This window comes from Dictyoglomus sp. GBS (assembly GCF_055179815.1).
On the sequence record NZ_CM143687.1, the window covers coordinates 1,215,309 to 1,238,265 of the forward strand.

Consider the following 22,957-nt stretch of genomic DNA (forward strand, 5'->3'; position numbering starts at 1 on the left):
TAATTATTCTTCCCTTTTTAAAATTCTAGGAATTTTGAATCCATCTTCCTCCACTTCAGGGGCATTCATAAAAATTTCTTCCTTAGGAATACTCTTTCTAATATCATCCTCTCTCCACACATTGGACAAAGGTAATACATGTGCCATTGGCTCTACATTAGTAGTGTCTAATTCTTGAAGTTTATTAAAATAATCAAGAATACTTTGTAATTGACGAGAAAATAATTCTTCTTCTTCTAGCGTTAGATATAATCTCGCCAGATGAGCAGTTTTCTTTAGTTGATTTTTAAAATCTTGTTTTTCCATATCAATATAAATGGCAAGCCACAAAATGATTTGGTTTTACTTCTTTTAATTCAGGCTCAACTTTTGAACATACATCCATTACGCTTGGACATCTGGTATGAAACCTACAACCATTTGGTGGATTTAAAGGACTTGGTATATCTCCTGTAAGTACTATCTTTTTTCTTTTTTCTTCTAATTCAGGATCTGGTATAGGTATAGCAGAAAGAAGAGCTTGAGTATAAGGATGCAGTGGAGAAGTATATAAATCATCATTTTCTGAAAGTTCTACAATCTTACCTAAGTACATAACAGCTATCCTATCACATATATGTCTTATAACAGCTAAATCGTGAGATATAAATAAATAAGTTAATTTAAATTCTTTTTGTAAATCTTGAAGTAAATTTATAATCTGAGATCTTATAGATACATCCAATGCAGATGTTGGTTCGTCAGCAACTATAAATTTTGGATTTAATGCAAGGGCTCTTGCTATTCCAATCCTTTGCCTTTGACCCCCAGAAAATTCATGAGGATAACGGGTTGCATGGTAAGGAGCAAGACCTACAAGTTCTAATAACTCTTGTACCCTCTTCTCTCTCTCTTTTGAAGAAGATACTATTTTATGAACTTGTAACGGTTCACCTATTATTTCACTTATAGTCATTCTTGGATTTAATGATGAATATGGATCTTGGAATATAATTTGCATATCTTTTCTTATTCTTCTTAGAGCACTATGGGGAAGTTTTGATATATCTACCCCATCGAAAATAATTTCACCATCTGTAGGATCTAAAAGTCTTATAATAGTTCTCGCTACCGTACTTTTCCCACAACCTGATTCTCCTACAAGACCTAATGTTTCTCCCCTTCTAATATAAAAGCTTAGTCCATCTACAGCTTTTACATCTCCCACATGTTTTGAAAAAACGATGCCACTTTTTATTGGAAAATATTTTTTTAGATTTCTGACTTCTAAAATTACATCATCTGTATAGTTATTCATACTTTCACTCCAATTCCCTTAGCATAAAAACAGCGAGAATAATGCCCAGGTTCTACCTCAATTAAATCAGGTATTTCTTCTAAACATCTATCAGTTTTATAAGGACACCTTTCAGCATAATAGCAATAACTTGGAAGGGCAACAAGATCTGGAGGTTGACCTTCTATAGCCTTCAATCTTTCTTTCCTTACATCAAGCCTTGGCACTGATTCAAGAAGTCCAATTGTATAAGGATGAGATGGCTTTTTGAAGATAGTACGTACATCAGCAAACTCAACTACTTTCCCAGCATACATAACAAGCACATTTTTACAAGTTTCTGCTACTATTCCCATATCGTGAGTTATTAATATAAGAGACATTCCTAATTCTTTTTGAAGTTGTTTAATTAATTCTATAATCTGAGCTTGAATTGTAACATCTAAAGCAGTAGTAGGCTCATCAGCTATAAGGATTTCAGGACTACATGATAGTGCAATTGCTATCATTACTCTTTGTCTCATTCCACCACTAAATTGATGAGGATATTCATCAATTCTTTTAGATGCCTCCGGTATTCTAACAAGTTCTAACATCTCAATAGCTTTTTTTCTTGCTGAAACCTTATCTAGTTTTTGGTGTAGAATTATAGCTTCCATTATTTGATCCCCTATTGTAAAAACAGGATTGAGAGAGGTCATTGGATCTTGAAATATCATAGATATTTTGTTCCCGCGCACCTCTCTCATTTCCTCTTCTTTCTTTTTAAGAAGATCTTCTCCTCTAAATATTATCTCTCCACCAACAATCTTTCCAGGAGGATCTTGTATGAGTCTCATGATAGAGAGAGCAGTTACACTTTTACCACTTCCTGATTCTCCCACAATTCCTAAACTCTCTCCCTTTTTTAAACCAAAGGATACATCATCTACTGCTTTAACGATTCCTTCATCTGTAAAAAAATATGTTCTTAGATTTTTTACCTCTAACAAACAATCTTCCACAACAATGATTCCTCCGTCAGCTAATTAAAATAAAACCCTTCCCTGAGTATTGGGGAAGAGTTTCATATTCTAATTTGGTGCCGAGGCCGGGATTTGAACCCGGACGGGCGTAAGCCCATAGCACCCTCAATGCTACGTGTCTGCCAAATTCCACCACCTCGGCATTTCTTGATTTTGATTATATAAATACTATAAACCGATGTCAAGATTCTAAGATAATTTTGTTATTTAGAAGAAGATCTTTTTGTAGTCTTTTCTTCTTTTGTCTCTGTTTTCTCACTCTCTTTGGGTTCTCCTGATACTTGAGAAGTTTCAAAACCCCATATCTTTCTTATTTCTCTTTCTATCTCATCAGCAAGTTCTGGATGCTCTTTAAGATATGTTTTTGCATTCTCCCTACCCTGCCCTAATCTTATATCTTTGTATATATACCATGTACCACTTCTTTCAATAACTTTTGCTTCTACTCCAGCATCCAATATACATCCTTCTCTTGATATTCCCTCACCATATATTAATTCAAATTCACCTTCTTTAAATGGAGGAGCTACTTTGTTCTTTACAACTTTAACTTTTACTTTTGTCCCTGTAACCTCACTTCCTTCTTTCATTGATTCTGCTTTCCTTACATCAATACGAACTGAAGCATAGAATTTTAAAGCTCTTCCTCCAGGTGTAGTTTCGGGATTTCCAAAGAAAACTCCTACTTTTTCTCTTAATTGATTGATAAATATGGCTACAGTTTTAGATTTGCTAATAACTCCAGTTAACTTTCTCAAAGCTTGAGACATAAGTCTTGCTTGCAAACCTATAAAGGCATCTCCCATCTCTCCCTCAAGCTCCGCTCTTGGCACTAAAGCAGCTACTGAATCTATGACAATCACATCTACACTGCCACTTCTTACAAGAATCTCAGCAATTTCTAATGCTTGTTCTCCAGTATCTGGTTGTGAGATAAGAAGATTTTCTAAATTTACTCCTATTCTTTTTGCATAATTTGGATCAAAAGCATGTTCAGCATCTATAAAAGCAGCAATTCCGCCTTGTTTTTGAGCAGAAGCAATAATCTGTAAGGCAACTGTTGTCTTACCAGAACCTTCTGGTCCAAAGAGTTCAATAATTCTTCCTCTCGGAACTCCTCCAACTCCTAAAGCATAATCCAAGGTAAGAATACCAGTCGGTATGACCGGTACCTCATATCTCTCATTACTTCCTAATTTCATTATGGAGCCTTTTCCAAATTGTTTCTCAATCTGAAAAATTGCTGATTCTAATGCTTTCTCTTTTTCCATACTTTAATACACCTCAAAATTTTTTATATTTCTAAAAGTATTATAACAAGAGTAATTTTTTATAACAAGTTAATTTGAAAATTTTCGTCAATTTCGCGTTTTAGTTCTTTTGATAAAAGACTTATTAGAGCTGATTTAGGGGATTTTCCACTATACAATACTTCATAAACTTCTTCAGTAATAGGCATATAGATATTATATTTCTGGGAAAGATTATAAACTGATTTTACAGTATAAACTCCTTCTGCTACCATACCATGAAGTTCAGATAATGCCTCCTGTAAACTTTTCCCTTCTCCTACATATTTTCCTACCCTCCAATTTCTACTTAAAGTACTTGTAGCTGTAAGTACCAAATCTCCAAGTCCAGAAAGACCGAGTATAGTAAAAGGATTAGCTCCAAATAAAATAGCAAACCTATTAATTTCTGCCAAACCTCTTGTAATAAGACTTGCTTTTGCATTATATCCAAAATTTAAACCATCCGATATTCCAGCTGCTATTGCAATTACGTTCTTCAGAGCACCTCCTAATTCCACACCTACTATATCATCACTTCTATATACTCTCATAAAATCCATATTAAAAATATTTTGTAGAAATTCTGCAGTTACAATACTTGGAGAAGCAATCACCATAGCTAAGGGTTTTCTTTCCATCACCTCTTTTGCAAAACTTGGACCCGAAAAAATAGCAACTTGTCCCTGTTCAATATTAAGCTCTTCCATTATTATTTCAGAAGGCCTTTTAAGAGTTTCTATATCTATACCTTTTCCAGTGTTAACAAAATATGGAATATGGGTAAGATAATATCTATTCGATCTAATAAAATCTCTCAAGCCTTGAACAGGAATACTCAAAATTGCTATCAGAGTATCCTTTGTGGCTAATTCTATATCACTTGTAATCTTTAAATTGGGATTTAACTTATACCCTTGAAGATAAAAGATATTTTCTTTTTTTTCTTCTATAATTTTCGCCTTTTTGCTATCTCGTACCCAAAGAGTTACATCATAATTCTTTTCCGATAATATATCTGCTAATGTGGTTCCCCAACTTCCTCCACCAAAAACTGTAATTTTTATCTTTTTATTCTCCAATCTATTTTATGTTCCTCCCCTCTTATAAGCCTCCTAATATTAGGTATATGTCTATAAATAATAAAAAGACATACGATTACCACACAAATCATATATTCCATTACTGGTCTTTCTAAAGAATATAAAATAAAAGGATAAATAATAGCAGAGGTTATAGAAGCTATTGATTTGTATTTTGTTATACTCACAATTATTATGGCAATTATCAGAACAGTCAAAGAGGTTTTAGGGAAAAGATAAAAAAGAATACCAAAAGAAATCCCTACACTTCTTCCTCCTCTAAAATCAGCAAATATAGGAAAAGAATGTCCTATTACTGCAGAGATAACACATAATAAAATAGCTATATGATCATTTTTAAGGATAAATGTTGCAAGATATACAGCTAAAACTCCCTTACCCACATCCATTAAGGCTGTAATAATAGCAGGTCCCCATCCAAGCACTCTAAGAACATTAGTAGCACCTAAATTACCACTTCCATGTTTTCTTACGTCTATACCTTTCCAAAGTTTACCCACAATTAATGCACTAGGTATAGATCCTAATAGATAAGAAATCAACATTAATAAGATTTTTGTGATCATGGCTTTTACTCCCTCTTTCTTACTTCTATTTTTATAGGAGTACCTGTCCAAGAAAAGTAATTTCTAATATACTTTTCAAAATATTTTTGAACATTCTTATTCATGATTTCTGGTTCATTTACGAAGAAGACTATTCTTGGAGGAGAAGTTTCAACCTGTGTGGCATAATAAATTTTCAAGCTTTTACCCTTTTTTGAGAAGGAAACTCTACTTAAAGCTTCTTGAATTGCCATATTAATTTGAGATGTAGGAATTCTCATATGACTTAGTCCATACAATTTGTCTACCCAAGGAATAATCTTTTTTACATTATATCCAGTAAGGGCAGATGTAAATATAAAGGGAAAATAATCGAAAGGAGAAAGTAAACTTGGAACTATTTTTTCAAACTCTCTTCTTTCTTTCAAAGAGGGAAATAAATCTGTTTTATTAAAAACAATTAAACAAGATTTTCCCTTATCTTCAATATAATGCAAAATTCTTTTCTCTTGATCTCTAATTCCTATCGAAAGGTCAACAACCATTATAGCTACATCCAATCTTTTTATAGTATTTAATGCTTTTCTTACTGATAATTCTTCGAGCTCTTCTTCAATTCTTGAGGGCCTTCTTAATCCTGGAGTATCAAGAATCATGTATTTCTTTCCATTAAATTCCCATATTATATCCACTGTATCTCTGGTAGTTCCAGGAATTTCACTAACAATATTCCTATATTTACCTATCAAGGTATTTACTAAGGATGATTTACCGCTATTTGGTCTACCTACAAAAGCAAATTTTATTAACTGTTCTTCTTTTCCTACTTCTACATTTGGAATAAGGGATAATATTTTCTCAATAAGCTCAGTAAGATTTTGTTTATGAATAGCAGAGATAGGGAAAGGTTCACCTAAACCCAACACAGTAAAAGGAGAAAGATAAATTTCAGAATCAATTCTTCCTTCCATTTTATTTACTACTAAAATTATCTTTTTTCCAGATTTCCTAAGAATCTCAGCAAATTCAAAATCAAGAGAAGTAAGCTCTGACCTTCCATCTACCACAAATAGTATAAGATCACTTATTTCAATCACTTCATATATTTTTTCTTTAACAAGTTCACTTAAATCATCATTTAATCCATATCCTGCTGAATCTATAAGATAAAAAAACTTACCTTTATATTCGCAAAGGTGCACTAAAGGATCCCTAGTAACTCCAGGCTCATCAGCAACTATAGCTTTTTCCTCTCCTGCAATTCTATTAAAGAGCACAGATTTTCCTACATTAGGCCTTCCTACAATACTTACTACAGGGATTCCTACTTCTATACCAAATGTATCTCTAAGGGATGATGGGTTTCTAATAATTTTAAAACCTCCTCTACAAAAGCATCTGGTGTAGATGTGCCTGTTATAATACCAATTTTTTGTTTATTATCAAACCATTCCATATCAATTTCTTCTAAGTTTTCTATATGATAAGTAGGCACACTTTTAACTAAAATATTATACAATCTTCTTGTATTAGCACTATTTCTTCCTCCAAGAACTAACACTAATTCTACCATTTCTGATAATATCTTTGCCTTTTCCTGCCTTTTCTCAACTTCAGGACATATGGTATTGAAAATCCTAATTTCCTTCCCTTTAGTTAGTATTAACTTTATAATCTCTTCCACCTCTTCCCAACTTTGAGTCGTCTGAATAACTATACCTATTTTAGGAAATGACTCTACCATTATAGCATCATTAATATTTTCAATTACTATGCCTTTTTCTTCAGCATAACTCATTATACCAATCACTTCTGGATGTTTTTTCTCGCCAACAATTAATACTTTATAACCATTTTTTTTTAAAAATTCAGCTAATTTTTGTACCTTCTTAACCAAGGGACACGTTGCGTCATAAATTTCATTACCATACTCTTTATATTTTTCTACCTCCTTATATGGCAAACCATGAGCTCTTACAATAAGCTTTTTTCCCTCTGGAATTGACTTATTATTCCAAATTTTTATTCCTTTTCTTTCTAAATCTTCTATCACTTTTGGATTATGCACTAATGCACCTAATGTATATACTTCACCTTTTGTTTGTAAAATCTTTTCCGCTAAACTAATAGATTTCTTAACACCTGAACACCATCCATAAGGTGTTACCAAATATACCTTCATTTTAAAAGCTCCGTAATACTTTCTTTAATCTTATCATTAAGATCTTTTATCTCTTCTTTAGTAGGTTTATTATTTTTTATAACAAAAATTGGTCCTCCTATTTTTATAGTAATATTTCCTCCTAATTGAGGAATTACTTTTCTTCTTCTCCAGATCTTTTCAGTACCCTTAATTCCAATCGGAAGTATGGGAAGACCATGAGTAATTGCAAGAGTGGAAGCTCCATCCTTTATCTCAAGAAGTCCTTTCTCAGGATGTTCATTTCTTGTTCCCTCAGGAAAAATTACAATTATTTCATTTCCTTTTATAAGTCTTTTAATCTTTTTCCATGTTTCAAACCTAAAATCTCGTCTATCTACATCTATAGCTCCAAGCCATCTTAGAAAAGGGTTGAAAATCTTTGATTTAAAAAGCTCTTTTTTAGCAAGATAAAAAAGTCTCTTATCAAAGGCAGCACCTATAACAATAGGATCCAATAAACTGACATGGTTAGCAACCACAATGAAAGAACCTTTAGGAATCTTTTCTTTCCCTTCAACTTTATAGCCCCATAAAATTTTTAATAGAAATCTTACAATATAAATAATTATTTTATAGAAAAAATAGGAAATTTCCTTCTTAATCCTTTTCATTTTCTATCCTTGCTTCCATTAAAATTTGATTTATTATTTCCATCACTTTATTCGTAAATTCTTCTTCTTTCTTTCTATCATGTTCACCCTCATAAACTAATGGTTCTGAGTATATTACTTTTATTTTGCCAGATAAATGAGGAAATTTTTTCTCAGGAGGCCATATATTATCAGCTCCAATTATAGCTGTAGGAATAACAGGAGCCTTAGTCTTCGCTGCAAAATAACCAATTCCTCTTTTGATTTTAACATCTCCATTATCTCTTCTTAAACGCGTGCCTTCTGGAAATATTAATAATACTTCACCTTCTCTTATAGCTTCTAAACCATCCTTTACAGCAGACAAATCAATATTTTCTCTTTTAACTGGAATTCCTCCCAAATATCTTGCAAATCTACCAAATATGGGATATTCGAATCGTTCTATTTTACCCAAAGCCTTAATAGGTCTTGGCAGGGTCGTAGCTATAACCAAAACATCGAGACTACTCCTATGATTAGGAGCAATAATGACAGGCCCTTCTAATGGTATATTTTCAATACCATACACTTTCAAATTATAAAACCATTTTAGTAATCTTCTAAGAACAACTGCAATACTTTTATAAACAAATATTTGAAACTTTTCCCTATATCTCCTCTTTTTCATAGGGTACTCCATCTGCCGAAGGAGGAGTAGATTTTCCTACAGCTCCTGCTAAAACTAACATAGTAAGAATATAAGGTATCATTTGTATAAATTGCGTTGGAATACCTACACCTTCTAGTCTCATTCTTAGAGCTTCAGCCAGACCGAAAAGTAAACATGCACCTAAGGAACCTATAGGATTCCAATTACCAAATATCATAGCAGCAAGAGCTATAAAACCCCTTCCCCCGGTCATATTCTCGACAAAAACCCTCGCATGTTCTAAGGAAAGAAAGGCACCTCCTATACCCCCTAAAATTCCACTTATAAGCACACCTATATATCTGTATTTATAAACATTTACTCCCAATGTATCTGCTGCCTGTGGGTTTTCACCTACTGCCCTTATTCTTAAACCAAAGACTGTTCTATACAGTATATATTGGGACAAAAAGACAAGAACAATCATAAGGATGATTAGTGGAGAAAGGTCTCTAAAAATTAACCCTATACCAGGGATTTTAGAAATGACTGGAATATCTATATGTACAAAACCCTCAATGTGGGGAGAAGATCCTGCAGCTTTAAATATCAGCCTTGACAAAAAAGTGGTACCTCCAACAGCTAACATGTTTAATGCTGTACCACTTACTATCTGATTTACTCTAAACTTAATCGATACCACTGCATGAATAAATGCAACAATTGAACCAGCAATTATAGAGAATAATAATCCAATTAAAGGATTTTTAAAAAAATATGTTCCAACTGCAGCAAAAAATGCTCCAAATAACATAATACCTTCTAAAGCTATATTCACTACTCCACTTCTTTCCGAAAAAACTCCCCCTAAGGATGCATAAGCAAGTGGAGTTGCCATTCTTATAGCAGAAGTTATGGTTTCCCAGGCAAAAATTGTTTCAAGCATATGTAACTTTCCTCCTTTTTTTCAGAAAGCGAATGAGTACTTCGTTACTTACCACAATAGTTAATATTATGACTGCTTGTAGGACTGAAATTATTTCTCTTGGTATATGAGTAAAAACATCCATACCAATAGCCATTCTATTTAATGCACCAAAAAGAAGTGCAGAAAATATTATGCCTACAGGGTGATTTTTCCCAAGTAGAGCAACTGCTATTCCAGTAAAACCAAGTCCGTGAGAAAAATTATCAAGATATCTGTATCTATATCCTAAAACATCGTTTATACTAGCAAGTCCAGCTATAGCACCACTTATTAACATAGTTACCAATATGACATTTTTCACATTTATACCTGCATTCTCTGATGCATGTATATTAAGCCCCAAAGCTCTTATCTCATAGCCTAATTTAGTTTTCCATAATAAATAGTAAGTAACTATAACCATTAATGTAGCAATTACCAATGCATAATTTACAGGGTTACTTTCTGGTATATTAATACCTATCTTTTGAAAAATTGAATACAGCTTAGGTAGAACTGCTGAAGGAGGCAATTTATCAGTTTGTGGTAATGGATATAAAACTCCTTTTTCTCTAAAAGTATTAACAACTAAATAATTAGTAAGAGCATAACCTATCCAATTCATCATTATGGTATTAATAACTTCATGGACCCCTAATCTTGCCTTTAATATGGCAGGAACAAATGCCCAAATAGCTCCACCTAAAGCAGAAAAAACAAGAGTAATGGGTAAGTGTAGAAAGGGTGGAAATAACGGAGCTATATAAAGACCTGCCAAAGCAGATACTAATCCTCCTACAAGAATTTGCCCTTCTGCACCAATATTAAAAAGACCTCCTTTAAAACCAATAGCTACTGCTAATCCAGCTAATATAAAAGAGGTGGTATTAAATAATACATAACCCCATCCATTTGGATTTCCAAGAGAAAAATTTATCACTTCTCTATATGTTTCCCATGGATTATGTCCAAGTAAATAAATAATAATCCCGCCAAAAAATAATGCTATAAATATTGATATTAAAGGACTTATTATACTGAGAATTAAGTTTTCTATAAATTCCCGATTTTTCAAATTAATGCCTCCTTTAATTCAGTCTGCCTCTTAACTCCAGTCATGTAATAACCTAATTCTTTTTCATCAACTTCTGATTGACTAAAAGATCCTACTATTTCCCCATTATACATTACCAAAATTCTATCACTTAAATTTAAAATTTCATCTAAATCCGCAGAAACAAGAAGCACAGCTTTTCCTTGATTTCTTAGATCTACTAAAAGTTGATGAACAAATTCTGTAGCTCCTATGTCTAAACCACGAGTTGGTTGAGCTGCGATTAAAAGATCAGGTAAAAAGCTTAATTCCCTTCCTAAAACTATTTTTTGTTGATTACCACCTGATAAATTCCTAATAGGTATTTTTATGTTAGGAGTTTTTACTTGATATTTCTCTACAATTTCATTGGCATGTTTATACACTTTTGAATAATCTATAAATATTCCCTTTGAAAATTTATTAAAATAGTGAAGACCTAAAATACAATTCTCCGCTACAGAGAAATCTAAGATTAATCCTCTTTTATGCCTATCCTCTGGTATATGACCAAAAAGAAGACGTCTTTGTCTAATCTTTTCCAAAGTTATGTCCTTGTTTTTAAAAAATATTTTTCCTCTTTTTAAAGGTAAAAGCCCTACTATAGCTTCTACAAGCTCAGATTGTCCATTTCCCTCAACTCCTGCTATACCCAAAATTTCTCCCTCTCTTATATTAAAAGATACACCTTTAACTACATCTAATCCCTTTCTTCCCCTTACCCATATATCCTCAACTCTAAATATTTCGCCTCCTCTTTCTCTCTTAATTTTATTAACTTTTAGAAAAACCTCTCTTCCTACCATCATTTGAGCGAGTTCAAACTTATTTGTTTCTTTAGTATTTACTGTATTTACTAATTTTCCTCTTCTCATTACACTTACTCTATCAGATATCTCAAGGACTTCATTCAACTTATGAGAAATAAATATTATGGTTTTCCCTTGAGAAGAAAGCTTTCTAAGAATAGTGAAAAGCTCTTCTACTTCTTGGGGAGCTAACACAGCTGTAGGTTCATCTAAAATTAATATTTCAGCCTTTCTGTATAAAAGTTTCAAAATTTCTACCCTTTGGGCCTCACCAACAGAAAGATTTTCAACCTTTTCATACAAATCTATTTTAAAACCAAGAGAATTAATAATTTCATTTAGAGTCTCTTCAGCTTTTTTTAAATTTAAAGATATACCATTTTTTACTTCTGATCCCAAAATAATATTTTCAATAACTGTAAAAGGAGGTATCAGCATAAAATGCTGATGCACCATACCTATACCATAATTTATAGCAATTTTAGGAGAATGTATATTAACCTTTTTCCCACTTATATAAATTTCACCTTTATCTGGTCTATAAAGACCATATATTATCTTCATTAAGGTAGATTTTCCAGCACCATTTTCTCCAACAATTGCATGAATTTCTCCCTTATAAATTGTTAAGGATACATTATCGTTTGCAACAACTCCTGGGAAAATCTTAGTGATTCCTTCTAATCTTATTATCTCTTCCACTTACTTTCTTACCTCCCTTTATAAAACCCCCTCCCATTATGAGAGGGGGTAAGAAATTATATTTTTACTTTAGATATTTTGCTTTAAATTGTTCGAAGGTCTTACCATCATATGGAACTACGATTTTTCCTAATATTATATCTTTTTTAACTTGTTCAACTTTTGAAATTACACCTAAAGGAAGAAGTTTTGTTTTTTCATAATCAACCCCACCATTTGCTGCACCAAAAACTCTAATTCCCGGTTTAAATTTTCCTTCCTTTACATCTTTTATGGTTTCATAAACTGCTACATCTACCCTCTTTAACATACTTGTAATAATCCTATCGGGCATAATCCAAGATTGAGGAGAATCTACTCCAATAGCATATTTCTTAGTTTCTTTTGCTGCCTCAAATACTCCTTCTCCAGATGCCCCAGAAGCATGATAAATTATGTCAGCTCCTTGTTTGTATTGTGCCAAGGCTAATTCTTTACCTTTCACTGGATCTTTAAATGCATCTCCTGTTACACCAATATAATTTATCAATACCTTTACTTTCGGATTAACATACAATGCTCCAGCTTTATACCCAACTTCAAACTTGTGTATTAAGGGAATATCCATTCCACCTACAAACCCAATAATATTACTCTTAGTCATTAAACCTGCAATAACACCTACTAAGAAGGATCCTTCATGCTCATTAAATACTAAAGAAGAAACATTAGGAAGTCCCTCTATAACCCCATCTACTATGGCAAACTTTACTTTTGGAAAATCTTTAGCTACTGCCATAATAGCATCAGTGAAAAGAAAACCTACACCAATAACTAAGTCATAGTTTTGTTCAGCAAGGGTCCTTAATAGTTCTTCCCTATTCGCCCCTCCAGGACCAGGTTCTAAATCCTTTCCTTCCACTTTAAGTACCCTAATCGCTCTTTGCAATCCATTATATGCAGCATCATTAAAAGATTTATCTCCTCTACCACCTACATCATATACTATACCAACTCTAATAGTTTTTGCAGAAAATCCTAAAGAAGAAAATAGGATAAGAGAAAGAACTAAAAAGGTAATTAAAAACTTACGCATAATAATTTAAACCTCCTCCATTGAGAAAATTTTCTAAAACAAACAACCCCTTAAAATTCTAAATTCTTAATCTTACTAGATGTCATCACCTCCCCTTAATACTCTTCTTGGTTTCCCCTCTCCTTGTGATGCTACATAACCCTTTTCTTCTAATATATCTAATATTCTTGCTGCCCTATTATAACCTATACTAAATTTTCTTTGAATATAAGATGTAGAAATTACTTTTTTTCCCTTCAAAAGTTCTATAACTTTTGGTAGAAGTGGATCTCCAAATTCCTCAATCTCTTTTCCTTCTGTCTCTTCTTTCTCTTCAAAGGTAATAATATCATAATTTAAATTTCCAAAATTTTCTACGATATATGATACCACATTTTTGATATCTTTGTCTTCCACATAAGGTGCTTGGAGCCTTATAGGATGACTGCTTGTTATTGGATGAAATAGCATATCTCCCCTTCCTATAAGTTTTTCAGCACCTGCATCATCCAATATTATTCTTGAATCTATTTGTGATGATACCGCAAAAGCAATACGAGAAGGAATGTTAGCCTTTATAAGGCCTGTTATTACATCTGTAGAGGGTCTCTGAGTAGCAACCACTAAATGCATACCAGCAGCTCTTGCTTTTTGAGCTATTCTACATATTAAATCCTCAATTTCCTTTGGAGCTATCATCATAAGATCATTCAATTCATCTATAATAATTACTATATAGGGTAAATTTTCTTCTATTTGAGAAAGATTTTTATATTCATCTATGTTTCTTACTTCCAATTTTTCAAATACCTCGTATCTCCTTTCCATCTCTGAAACTGCCCATCTTAACGCATAAACAGCTTTTTTAGGTTCAACCACAACTTTGTGTCTCATATATTTACCTAATAGTTTATTATACATTGATAATTCTACTCTTTTTGGATCTATAAGAATGAGATTCAAATTTTCAGGGGAATTTTTGTATAAAAGACTTAAAATTAAAGAATTAATAAACATACTTTTACCAGAACCTGTAGTACCAGCAATCAAAAGATGGAGCATTTCTGCAAGGTTACCAACTTTTATATTTCCAATCAAATCCTTTCCAAGAGCTATAGTTAATGGATGAACAGATTTTTTAAAAACATCACTCTCTAAGATTTCCCTCAAATATACTTTAACTGGCTTGCTTCTTGGAATTTCAATTCCTATAACTGATTCACCGGGAACTGGAGCCTCAAATCTTACACTTGGTACTGCAAGAGCTAAAGCTAAATCATTAGAAAGACTCAAAATTCTACTTACTCTAACTCCAGGAGGTATAGATATATTATATCTCACAACAGAAGGTCCAATATTCCAGTCTTTAACCTTAGCTTCTATTTTAAAGCTTTTAAGAGTTTCCTCCAAACTACGAGCCATTTTTTCATAGTTTTCCTCATCATTTTTTTGAGCAGAATAGGAAAGAATATTTAGAGGGATAGAAAATTCTTTAGTAACAGGTTTTTGAGAAGTATTTATAAATTTGGCTTGCTCTCTATTTTGTATCCTATCAATCTTTCCTTCTTTCTTTCTTTTTACTACTTTTTCTTCCTTTGAAAGAGTCTTTTTTTTATTAAAAATTTCAAAGGATGGATAAAAGAGAAATCCTAAAAAAGTAAAAAACAAAGTTAATAGTATGTATCCACCTATTCCCACATATTGATATATGTTAAAAGATAATCTTCCAATAAATTTACCATGATCTTGAAGATTAAAAATATGTATCAAGATCGAAATTAGAAGCAATAAAGATAAAAAATAAAACAATAAAGCCTTTAAAATATTTGGTTGATAGTCCTTTTTAATGAGCAGAAATGAAATACTTGTTAGATAAAGAAACAAAGGAATTAGGTATATACCAAAAACACAAGTTAAAAAGTCTATTATAGTTTTCCCTAAACGACCGCTTGCATCAGGAAATAACCAAGCCATAAAGATAAATATAACAATAGAGAAGATAATTATTCCTATAAGCCTATGTTTCTCCATAACTATATTTCCCATACTAAAGGAATTATTACAGGCTTTCTTCTTATTTCTTCATTAAAAAAGTTTTCCAGATAGGTCTTTACTAATACTTCCTTACTTACATTACCATTTTTAATTTTCTTCTTAAATAATTCTCTAACGACCTCTTTAGCTTCTTCTATTAATTCTTCAGATTCCTTCATAAATATGAAACCCTTAGATATTATCTCAGGTCCTTCAAGAATTAACCCAGTAGCACTATCTAATAAAACACCTATTACTAATACTCCATCTTCTGCTAATGCTCTTCTTTCTCTAAGAACAATATTTCCAACATCTCCCACACTTAACCCATCCACATAAACATTAGAAAGTTCTATATGATCAACTATTTTAGCTGTTTGTTGATCTAATTCTAAAACATCACCATCTTCCATCAGAATTATTCTATCTTCAGAGAAACCTAAATCTTTACCTAACTTTTTAAGTAATACTAAATGCCTATATTCTCCATGATAGGGTATAAGATATTTAGGTTTTAGAATATTTATTAAAAGCTTTATCTCTTCCTGAGCAGCATGACCTGATACATGTACTCCTGCATCTTTTCCATATATTACCTCAATCCCTTTTCTAAAAAGCTGATCTACCAATCTATACACAATTACTTCGTTTCCTGGTATAGGCTTTGTAGCAAGAATAACAGTATCTCCAGGTTGCAAAGAAAGTTGTTTATAGGAATGATTAGTAAGAAGTGATAATGCAGAATAAGTTTCTCCTTGACTTCCAGTGGAAAGTACCAACACCTTTTCAGGAGGAAGATTATTTACCTCTCTAATATTCATAATAAGATTATCTGGTATATCTAAGTATCCTAATTTCTTCCCTACTTCTATATTGTTTATTAAGCTTTTACCAGCAATAGCTACTTTTCTACCAAATTTATGAGCCATATTTATAGCTTGTTGTATTCTATGAAAGTTAGAAGCAAAAGTAACAAGAAAAATCCTACTTTTCGTAGATGCAAATATATTTTCAAAAGTGCTTTTAACAAGACTTTCAGAAGGAGTTGTACCCGGTTGTTCAATATTTGTAGTATCACAAAAAAGGGCAAGAACACCTCTTCCGGCAAGTTCAGCCATCTTTTTAAAATCAGGAGTTATACCATCTATGGGATTCTGATCAAGTTTAAAATCTCCACTTATAACTACTAATCCTACTGGTGTATTAATAGCAAGTCCAACAGTATCTGGTATACTATGGGTTTGCCTGAAAGTTTCAATTATAAAGGGTGATATTTCTATAGACTCTCCAGGTACAATCCTCTTCAGGGTTGCCTTATACCCAAATTCTTCCAGTTTTCTCTCTATAAGTCCCAGGGTCAAAGAAGTTCCGTAAATAGGCACATTTATATCTTTTAAAATATATGGTAAAGCTCCTACGTGATCTTCATGTCCATGAGTTACAAAAATAGCTTTAACTTTCTCTTTATTAGAGACCAAATATGAGATATCTGGTATTATGAAATCAATACCTAACATGTCACCATCAGGAAACATTAACCCTGCATCTACAACCAAAATACTATCCTGGTATTGGATAGCCAACATATTTTTCCCAATTTCTCCAAATCCTCCAAGAGGTATAATCTTCAACTTATCCTTCATTTACTTCAAATCCATACTCTTTCAATACTTTTATAAGATCAGCTCTACTTTTCGCATCTATAGGGTTTAGTGGAAGTCTACATTTACCTACATTATACCCTAATAAATTTAATGCCTCTTTCAAAGGTATAGGATTGGTGGTTACAAAAAGTACCCTAAATATAGGTAAAAGTTTCAGATGTAATTCAGATGCTCTATTTACATCACCTTTAAAATAGCTATTTATCATTTCTTTTATTTCTTTTCCTACAATATGGGATGCTACACTTATCACCCCATCTCCCCCCACACTTAAAAGAGGTAAAGTCATAGAGTCATCTCCACTATATAGTAAGAAGGGGTGTGGTAGAATTCTTCTTATAGTAGAAATTTGATTCATATCACCGCTTGCTTCCTTAACACCCACAATATTAGAGTAATCATTGGCTAATCTTTTTAATGTTTCAGGAAGAACATTAACTGCTGTTCTGGATGGGATATTATAAACAATGATTGGTAGTGATGTTTCAGATGCTATTTTTGCAAAATGTAAATACAATCCATCTTGAGGTGGTCTATTATAATATGGTGCAGTAGCTAAAATACCATCTACCCCAATTTTTTCTGCTTCCTTTGTAAGTTCTATCGATTCTTTTGTACAATAAGTAGTTGTTCCTGCAATTACTTTAGCTTTGTTTCCTACTCTTTCTTTTATTCGTGCAAAAAGTTCTAATTTTTCCTTCTTAGACAATGTTGGAGCTTCGCCTGTAGTACCAGATACAAGAATGCTATCACTGCCATCCTCTAAAAGCTTATCTACTATTCTATCTACTTCTTTCCAGTTTATTTCATCATCGTTACTGAAAGGTGTTATCATAGCAGTAATTAATGAACCAAAATGAATCATAAGCTTTACCTCCCCTCTATTCTAAAAAGCTTTCTAATCCATAAAAGAAACCATCTCTTTTTACAATCTCTCTTAAAGCCATAAGGACACCAGGAATATAACACTCTCTACTCAAAGCATCATGCCTGATAGAAAGGGTTTGCCCTATACCTCCAAATATAATTTCCTGATGAGCTACAAGTCCAGGAAGTCTTATACTATGAATATTTATACTTTCTACTTTCCCCCCTCTCGATCCAGGGAGTTTTTCAATCTTTGTAGCATCTTTATGAGTTAGATTATATTTTTTCATCTCTTGAGAAAGAAGTTCGGCAGTTAATAAAGCTGTTCCTGAAGGAGCATCTATCTTCTCATTATGATGCAATTCTATAATTTCTACATCAGGAAAATACTTTACTATTTGTTTTGCAATCTGCATCATAAGAACTGCACCGAGAGCAAAATTAGGTGCAATCAATATCGAAGTCTTATTTCCTATAGCTAAATTCTTTATCTCTTCTATACTTTCTTTAGGAAGTCCTGTTGTTCCCACAACCATTCTTTTACCTTTCAACAAAACCTTCTTTATGTTATCATAAGCTGCTTCTGCTGTTGTGAAATCTACTCCTACATCAAAATCATCCTTTACTTCATCAATTGATCCTAACACATCTAAAGAAATTTTATCAGTACCTATAATTTTTCCATAGTTTTCCCCAGTAAATTTAGGATCTATTGCACCTACAAGTAACATATCATCTGCATCAACTATTGCCTTTCCAATAACTTTTCCCATCTTACCACAAGCGCCAAATAGAACCACTTTTATCATAATACTCTCTCCCCTTTTAAAAAATTTTTTATTTGAGAATCTAAAGTACCTATTACTGCTAAAGAGAAAGGCTTGTTAAAGATATCCATTATAGTATCATTAACATCATCTATTTTTATCTTTCTTATCTTTTTAATCTTTTCAATCCAAGGAAAAACTCCTCCATATACTAGATAAGAGTCTATTAAATAAAAAAGTCTCTGCGTTGGACTTTCGATAGCCATAAGTATATTATTTATGATTTGTTTCTTTGCAAGATCTAATTCCTCTCTCTTTATTCCATATTTTAAAAGTTTTTTCTTTTCTTCTGATAGAGTTTTAAAGGTTTCTAAAAATGAATTAGGAGAAGTAGCCGTATATATACCGAAAAGAGATGCATCCCTAAAGGTAATAAGTTGGGTCTCAATATTATAAACTAAACCGCGTTTATCTCTTAATTCTCTAAATAATCTTGAACTTATTCCACCCCCTAATGATACAGAAAGGAGAGACAAAGCTTCTCTTTTTTCATGACCAGGTGGGTATCCTTCAGTTCCCCATATCAATTGAATTTGCTCAAAATTTCTTCTTAGAAAAATATTTTTAGGTTTAAAAACAGGTGGTTTAGAAGAGATTTTTTTATTTACATTGTTGATATTTGACTCATTAAAAATAAAAAAGTTTCTGAAAGTTTCTTCAACTCTCTTTGTAGGGATATTACCACTTATGCCAATAATGAACTTATTTGGTACATAATGTTTTTTATAAAAAGAGACAATAAGATCTTTATTATAACTTGACACTTTTTTTTCAGTCCCAAGAATTTCTTTTACCAGTGGATGACCATCCCAAGATGCCTTCAGAAAATTGTCAAAGACTAATTCTTCAGGTGAATCTCTATACATTTTTATCTCTTCTTTAACTACCATTTTTTCTAACTCTATTTCTTCCTCAGTAAAATCAGGTTTTAATATAATATCACTGAGAAGTTTAACTCCTCTTGTAAAATGATATCCTAAAATCTTTAACGTGAAATAGGTAGTTTCCCTTGTGGTGAAGGCGTCCAACTCTCCGCCTAAGCGATCTATTTCTTCGTGAATGTCATCAATTTTCCGGGCAGAATTGTTTTTGAAGAGTAAATGTTCTACGAAATGAGCTAAGCCATGCTCTTTTTTATCTTCATCACGGGTTCCTACCTTTACTGCTACTACAACATTCACGGTTTTTCTGCCTGGATTAAAATCATGAATTATCTTTAGACCATTTTCAAACTCTATTTCAGTAACTTGCATCCTTTTAACATGAGTTATAGATCTTTTCTGCTCAGACTGATTCTACCCATTGGATCAATAGAATCAACCTTAATCAATATCTCATCTCCTAAATTAATCTCTTCTCTTACCTCACTTTTACCGCTTTTTGTAGTTTTAAACTTTGATATATGAAGAAGTCCTATTTTTCCAGGTAATATTTCTACAAATACTCCATAATCTGTAACTCTTACAACTTTGCCTAAGAACACATCTCCTTCTTTTATCTCTCTAGTATAATTTTGTACCATTTTAGCTGCTTTTTCTGCTGATTCCTGATTGGGAGCTGAAATGTAGACTAATCCTTCAGGTTTTATATTTATAGTAGTATTTGTCTCTTCTATGATCTTCTTTATATTCTTACCACTCGGCCCAATAAGATCTCCAATTTTATTAGGATTGATCTCTAATACCATGATACGAGGAGCATAAGGTGATATTTGAGGTCTTGGTTCAGGAATAGTTTTTTCCATTATTTCAATAATTTTGGTTCTTGCTTCTTTAGCTTGCCTCAAGGTTTTCTCGATAATATCAAAAGTAAGACCATCTACCTTTATATCAAGTTGTACTGCTGTTATACCATTACGTGTACCAGCTATTTTGAAATCCATACCACCTAAAGCATCCTCAAGACCTTGAATATCAGTCAATATTTCATACCTATCACCATCTTTTATTAATCCCATAGCCACACCAGCCACATGTGTTTTTATAGAAACTCCAGCATCCATTAAAGATAAACTACTACCACAAACACTAGCCATAGAAGTTGAACCATTAGAACTTAAGACTTCTGATACAACCCTAATAGTATATGGAAATTCTTCCTCCTTGGGTATAAGTGGGAGTAAAGCTCTCTCAGCAAGAGCACCATGCCCAATTTCCCTTCTCTTTGGCCCTCTTAAGGGTTTTGCTTCTCCTACTGAGAAGGGTGGAAAATTATAATGATGAATATATCTTTTAGGCTCATTCTCTATTACACTTTCAATTATCTGTTCTTCTCCTGCACCTAAGGTTACTACAGAAAGAACTTGCGTTTCCCCTCTCTGGAACAAGGCTGATCCATGGACTCTACTAAGTACTCCTACTTCACAACTTATTGGTCTTAACTCATCAAGTTCTCTTCCATCAACTCTTCTCTTTTCCTCCAATATAACTTTCTTTAATATTGCTTTTGCTTCTTCATTTATAATTTCATCTATTTGTGCTTTTACTTCTCCATAGATAGGTTTCAAATAATCAAGAGCTTTTTTCTTTAGATCCTCTAAGGATTTCTGTCTTTCCGATTTACTGGGTGTAAATATCGCATCTTTGATTTTATCTAAGGTTACGAAATCAAGAACTGCTTGCTTTAGTCTTTCATCGACTACAAATGGATTATAAGAAAAGGGATTAGGATTTACTGTAGAGATAATTTCTTCTTGAAAGCTTATAGAATCTTGTAATGCTTCATGAGCTTTAACTATAGCTTCTAAGAAAATCTCTTCAGGTACTTCCTTGCCACCTCCTTCTATCATAAGAACAGCATCTTTAGTGCCAGCCACAACTAAATCTAAAAGCAAATCCTTTGATAAAGAAATAGATGGATTTATATACCAATTATTACCATCCCAACCAATTCTAACCGCTCCTACTGGACCCTTAAATGGAAGTCCTGAGAGTATTATTGCGGAAGATGCACCAATGATTGATGGTATATCTGTAGAATTTTCGTTATCATAAGAAAGTACAGTTACTATAACTTGTACTTCATTTCTAAAATCTTTAGCAAATAAGGGTCTTAAAGGACGATCTATCAAACGAGCAAAAAGAATTTCCGGCTCTGTAGGCTTACCTTCCCTCTTGAAAAAACCTCCTGGAATTTTGCCTGCAGCATATAATCTTTCTACATACTCAACTGTTAGTGGAAAGAAATCAACATCTTCTTTACTTTCTTCTGAAGCTACAACAGTAACTAAAACAGTGGTTTCTCCATATTGTACAAGAACTGCTCCTGTCGCTTGCCAAGCAACCTTACCAACTTCTATTTTTAAAGGTTTTCCTGCATATTCTTTAGTAAATGTATAAACTTGCCGCATAACCTTACTTTCTCAAACCTAATTCTTGTATTAGTTTCTTATATCTTTCAAAATCTTTCTCTTGAAGATATTTTAATAATTTTCTTCTTCTTCCTATCATCTTTAAAAGACCAACACGAGAATGGTAATCCTTTTTATGAACCTTCAAATGTTCAGTAAGCCTCTTTATCCTTTCAGTAAGCAAAGCAATTTGTACCTCTGGTGAACCAGAATCATTCTCATTCAATCTAAATTTTTCAATAATTTTTCTTTTTTCTTCTTTTGTTAAAGCCATTTTTTACCTCCTTTTTTATTTCAAAAAATCGCCTATAGCAATGGTAACCCATCACTATAGGTTAGTTATATTTTAACATAAATTATTCAGTTATGCCAACCTTAGGTAATACAAACATCAATAAGTTTCTTTTTGCATCATCATAATCCTTAGGATATATATACAAAATTCCATCATAACCTCTATCTTTTCTTTGAGAAAAAGGTAAAAACATAACATTGATTCCGTTTCTCTTAGCTACCTTTAATTTTAAATCTAACCCAAGTACAGGATTGATCTCTCCATTATTAGAAATCTCTCCTGTTCCTGAAATCTTTAGGTTTTTTGGAAAACTCAATTTTTTCTCAAAACTCCAGAAAGCAAGATTTAAAATAATATCAGAAGATTTTCCATATATGTATATATCTTTTCTTGTTTTATATCCATGAAAGCTTTCCATTTTCACATTGGTTAGATTGTCCTTTAAATACAAATGACCCTTTAAAAAGAGAAAGATAAAATTATAAAAATGAGGTTTTTCTTCCTTTAAGAGTATTACATAAAAATTATCAGGAAAATGTTGAGGCAGATTTTCTAAAATCTCTTTTATATTCATACAAAAACCATCATAAAAGTAAACGTAAAATTGGGATACTATTTCTAAGATAAAAACTAT

Annotated in this window: 22 protein-coding genes and 1 tRNA gene; all 23 read right to left on the minus strand. The window is 32.4% G+C overall.

The genetic code is table 11. The features are described from left to right. Positions 1-3: 3 nt before the first annotated feature. The 23 genes from gatC to ACY3IT_RS06120 all read right to left on the minus strand — a co-directional run bounded on the left by gatC (position 4) and on the right by ACY3IT_RS06120 (position 22,897). Positions 4-330, minus strand: coding sequence for an Asp-tRNA(Asn)/Glu-tRNA(Gln) amidotransferase subunit GatC (gene gatC / locus ACY3IT_RS06010; protein ID WP_463082063.1), 327 nt, complete (start codon positions 328-330; stop codon positions 4-6). After that, complete coding sequence (locus ACY3IT_RS06015; protein WP_463082064.1) at positions 308-1,297, minus strand: ABC transporter ATP-binding protein; 990 nt, start codon at positions 1,295-1,297, stop codon at positions 308-310. Before ACY3IT_RS06015 ends, gatC begins: the two co-directional genes overlap by 23 nt. Continuing rightward, positions 1,294-2,280, minus strand: a complete 987-nt coding sequence (locus ACY3IT_RS06020) for an ABC transporter ATP-binding protein (protein WP_463082065.1) — start codon at positions 2,278-2,280, stop codon at positions 1,294-1,296. The genes ACY3IT_RS06015 and ACY3IT_RS06020 overlap by 4 nt, the downstream gene beginning before the upstream one ends. A gap of 75 nt (positions 2,281-2,355) precedes the next feature. Further along, positions 2,356-2,443, minus strand: a tRNA-Leu gene (locus ACY3IT_RS06025). 61 nt (positions 2,444-2,504) lie between these two features. Next, positions 2,505-3,572, minus strand: a complete 1,068-nt coding sequence (gene recA / locus ACY3IT_RS06030) for a recombinase RecA (protein ID WP_463082066.1) — start codon at positions 3,570-3,572, stop codon at positions 2,505-2,507. A 59-nt stretch (positions 3,573-3,631) separates the two neighbouring features. After that, a complete protein-coding gene (locus ACY3IT_RS06035; protein ID WP_463082067.1) occupies positions 3,632-4,672 on the minus strand; it encodes an NAD(P)H-dependent glycerol-3-phosphate dehydrogenase in 1,041 nt (346 codons plus the stop codon). Further along, positions 4,654-5,259 carry a glycerol-3-phosphate 1-O-acyltransferase PlsY gene (plsY, locus tag ACY3IT_RS06040; RefSeq protein WP_463082068.1) on the minus strand — a complete coding sequence of 202 codons (606 nt, stop codon included), beginning with the start codon at positions 5,257-5,259 and terminating at the stop codon, positions 4,654-4,656. Before plsY ends, ACY3IT_RS06035 begins: the two co-directional genes overlap by 19 nt. A 5-nt stretch (positions 5,260-5,264) precedes the next feature. Beyond that, the gene (gene der, locus ACY3IT_RS06045; protein WP_463083633.1) at positions 5,265-6,611 is read right to left on the minus strand and encodes a ribosome biogenesis GTPase Der; all 1,347 of its coding nucleotides are present in this window, start codon (positions 6,609-6,611) and stop codon (positions 5,265-5,267) included. After that, positions 6,569-7,420 (minus strand): 4-hydroxy-3-methylbut-2-enyl diphosphate reductase, encoded by an 852-nt coding sequence (gene ispH / locus ACY3IT_RS06050; protein WP_463082069.1) that lies wholly within the window; start codon positions 7,418-7,420, stop codon positions 6,569-6,571. Before ispH ends, der begins: the two co-directional genes overlap by 43 nt. Continuing rightward, the gene (locus ACY3IT_RS06055; RefSeq protein ID WP_463082070.1) at positions 7,417-8,052 is read right to left on the minus strand and encodes a lysophospholipid acyltransferase family protein; all 636 of its coding nucleotides are present in this window, start codon (positions 8,050-8,052) and stop codon (positions 7,417-7,419) included. Before ACY3IT_RS06055 ends, ispH begins: the two co-directional genes overlap by 4 nt. Further along, the gene (locus ACY3IT_RS06060; protein ID WP_463082071.1) at positions 8,039-8,701 is read right to left on the minus strand and encodes a lysophospholipid acyltransferase family protein; all 663 of its coding nucleotides are present in this window, start codon (positions 8,699-8,701) and stop codon (positions 8,039-8,041) included. The genes ACY3IT_RS06055 and ACY3IT_RS06060 overlap by 14 nt, the downstream gene beginning before the upstream one ends. After that, complete coding sequence (locus ACY3IT_RS06065; RefSeq protein WP_463082072.1) at positions 8,682-9,608, minus strand: ABC transporter permease; 927 nt, start codon at positions 9,606-9,608, stop codon at positions 8,682-8,684. Before ACY3IT_RS06065 ends, ACY3IT_RS06060 begins: the two co-directional genes overlap by 20 nt. Beyond that, positions 9,601-10,704, minus strand: a complete 1,104-nt coding sequence (locus tag ACY3IT_RS06070) for an ABC transporter permease (RefSeq protein ID WP_463082073.1) — start codon at positions 10,702-10,704, stop codon at positions 9,601-9,603. Before ACY3IT_RS06070 ends, ACY3IT_RS06065 begins: the two co-directional genes overlap by 8 nt. After that, positions 10,701-12,233 carry an ABC transporter ATP-binding protein gene (locus ACY3IT_RS06075; protein WP_463082074.1) on the minus strand — a complete coding sequence of 511 codons (1,533 nt, stop codon included), beginning with the start codon at positions 12,231-12,233 and terminating at the stop codon, positions 10,701-10,703. Before ACY3IT_RS06075 ends, ACY3IT_RS06070 begins: the two co-directional genes overlap by 4 nt. A gap of 64 nt (positions 12,234-12,297) precedes the next feature. Then, positions 12,298-13,308 carry a BMP family lipoprotein gene (locus ACY3IT_RS06080; RefSeq protein ID WP_463082075.1) on the minus strand — a complete coding sequence of 337 codons (1,011 nt, stop codon included), beginning with the start codon at positions 13,306-13,308 and terminating at the stop codon, positions 12,298-12,300. A gap of 75 nt (positions 13,309-13,383) precedes the next feature. Beyond that, positions 13,384-15,333 (minus strand): DNA translocase FtsK, encoded by a 1,950-nt coding sequence (locus tag ACY3IT_RS06085; protein WP_463082076.1) that lies wholly within the window; start codon positions 15,331-15,333, stop codon positions 13,384-13,386. Then, positions 15,321-16,964 carry a ribonuclease J gene (locus tag ACY3IT_RS06090; RefSeq protein ID WP_463082077.1) on the minus strand — a complete coding sequence of 548 codons (1,644 nt, stop codon included), beginning with the start codon at positions 16,962-16,964 and terminating at the stop codon, positions 15,321-15,323. Before ACY3IT_RS06090 ends, ACY3IT_RS06085 begins: the two co-directional genes overlap by 13 nt. After that, positions 16,954-17,850: a 4-hydroxy-tetrahydrodipicolinate synthase gene (gene dapA, locus ACY3IT_RS06095; RefSeq protein ID WP_463082078.1), complete on the minus strand. Its 897-nt coding sequence runs from the start codon at positions 17,848-17,850 to the stop codon at positions 16,954-16,956. The genes ACY3IT_RS06090 and dapA overlap by 11 nt, the downstream gene beginning before the upstream one ends. Positions 17,851-17,866: 16 nt before the next feature. Further along, positions 17,867-18,661: a 4-hydroxy-tetrahydrodipicolinate reductase gene (gene dapB, locus ACY3IT_RS06100; RefSeq protein WP_463082079.1), complete on the minus strand. Its 795-nt coding sequence runs from the start codon at positions 18,659-18,661 to the stop codon at positions 17,867-17,869. Beyond that, a complete protein-coding gene (locus ACY3IT_RS06105) occupies positions 18,658-19,932 on the minus strand; it encodes a M16 family metallopeptidase (RefSeq protein WP_463082080.1) in 1,275 nt (424 codons plus the stop codon). The genes dapB and ACY3IT_RS06105 overlap by 4 nt, the downstream gene beginning before the upstream one ends. Before the next feature lie 14 nt (positions 19,933-19,946). After that, positions 19,947-22,028, minus strand: coding sequence for a polyribonucleotide nucleotidyltransferase (locus tag ACY3IT_RS06110; RefSeq protein WP_463082081.1), 2,082 nt, complete (start codon positions 22,026-22,028; stop codon positions 19,947-19,949). Between the two features lie 4 nt (positions 22,029-22,032). Next, positions 22,033-22,302, minus strand: a complete 270-nt coding sequence (gene rpsO, locus ACY3IT_RS06115; protein WP_463082082.1) for a 30S ribosomal protein S15 — start codon at positions 22,300-22,302, stop codon at positions 22,033-22,035. A gap of 82 nt (positions 22,303-22,384) precedes the next feature. Beyond that, entirely contained in the window at positions 22,385-22,897 is a 513-nt protein-coding gene (locus ACY3IT_RS06120; RefSeq protein ID WP_463082083.1) for a S16 family serine protease, read from the minus strand. Positions 22,898-22,957: the final 60 nt, after the last annotated feature.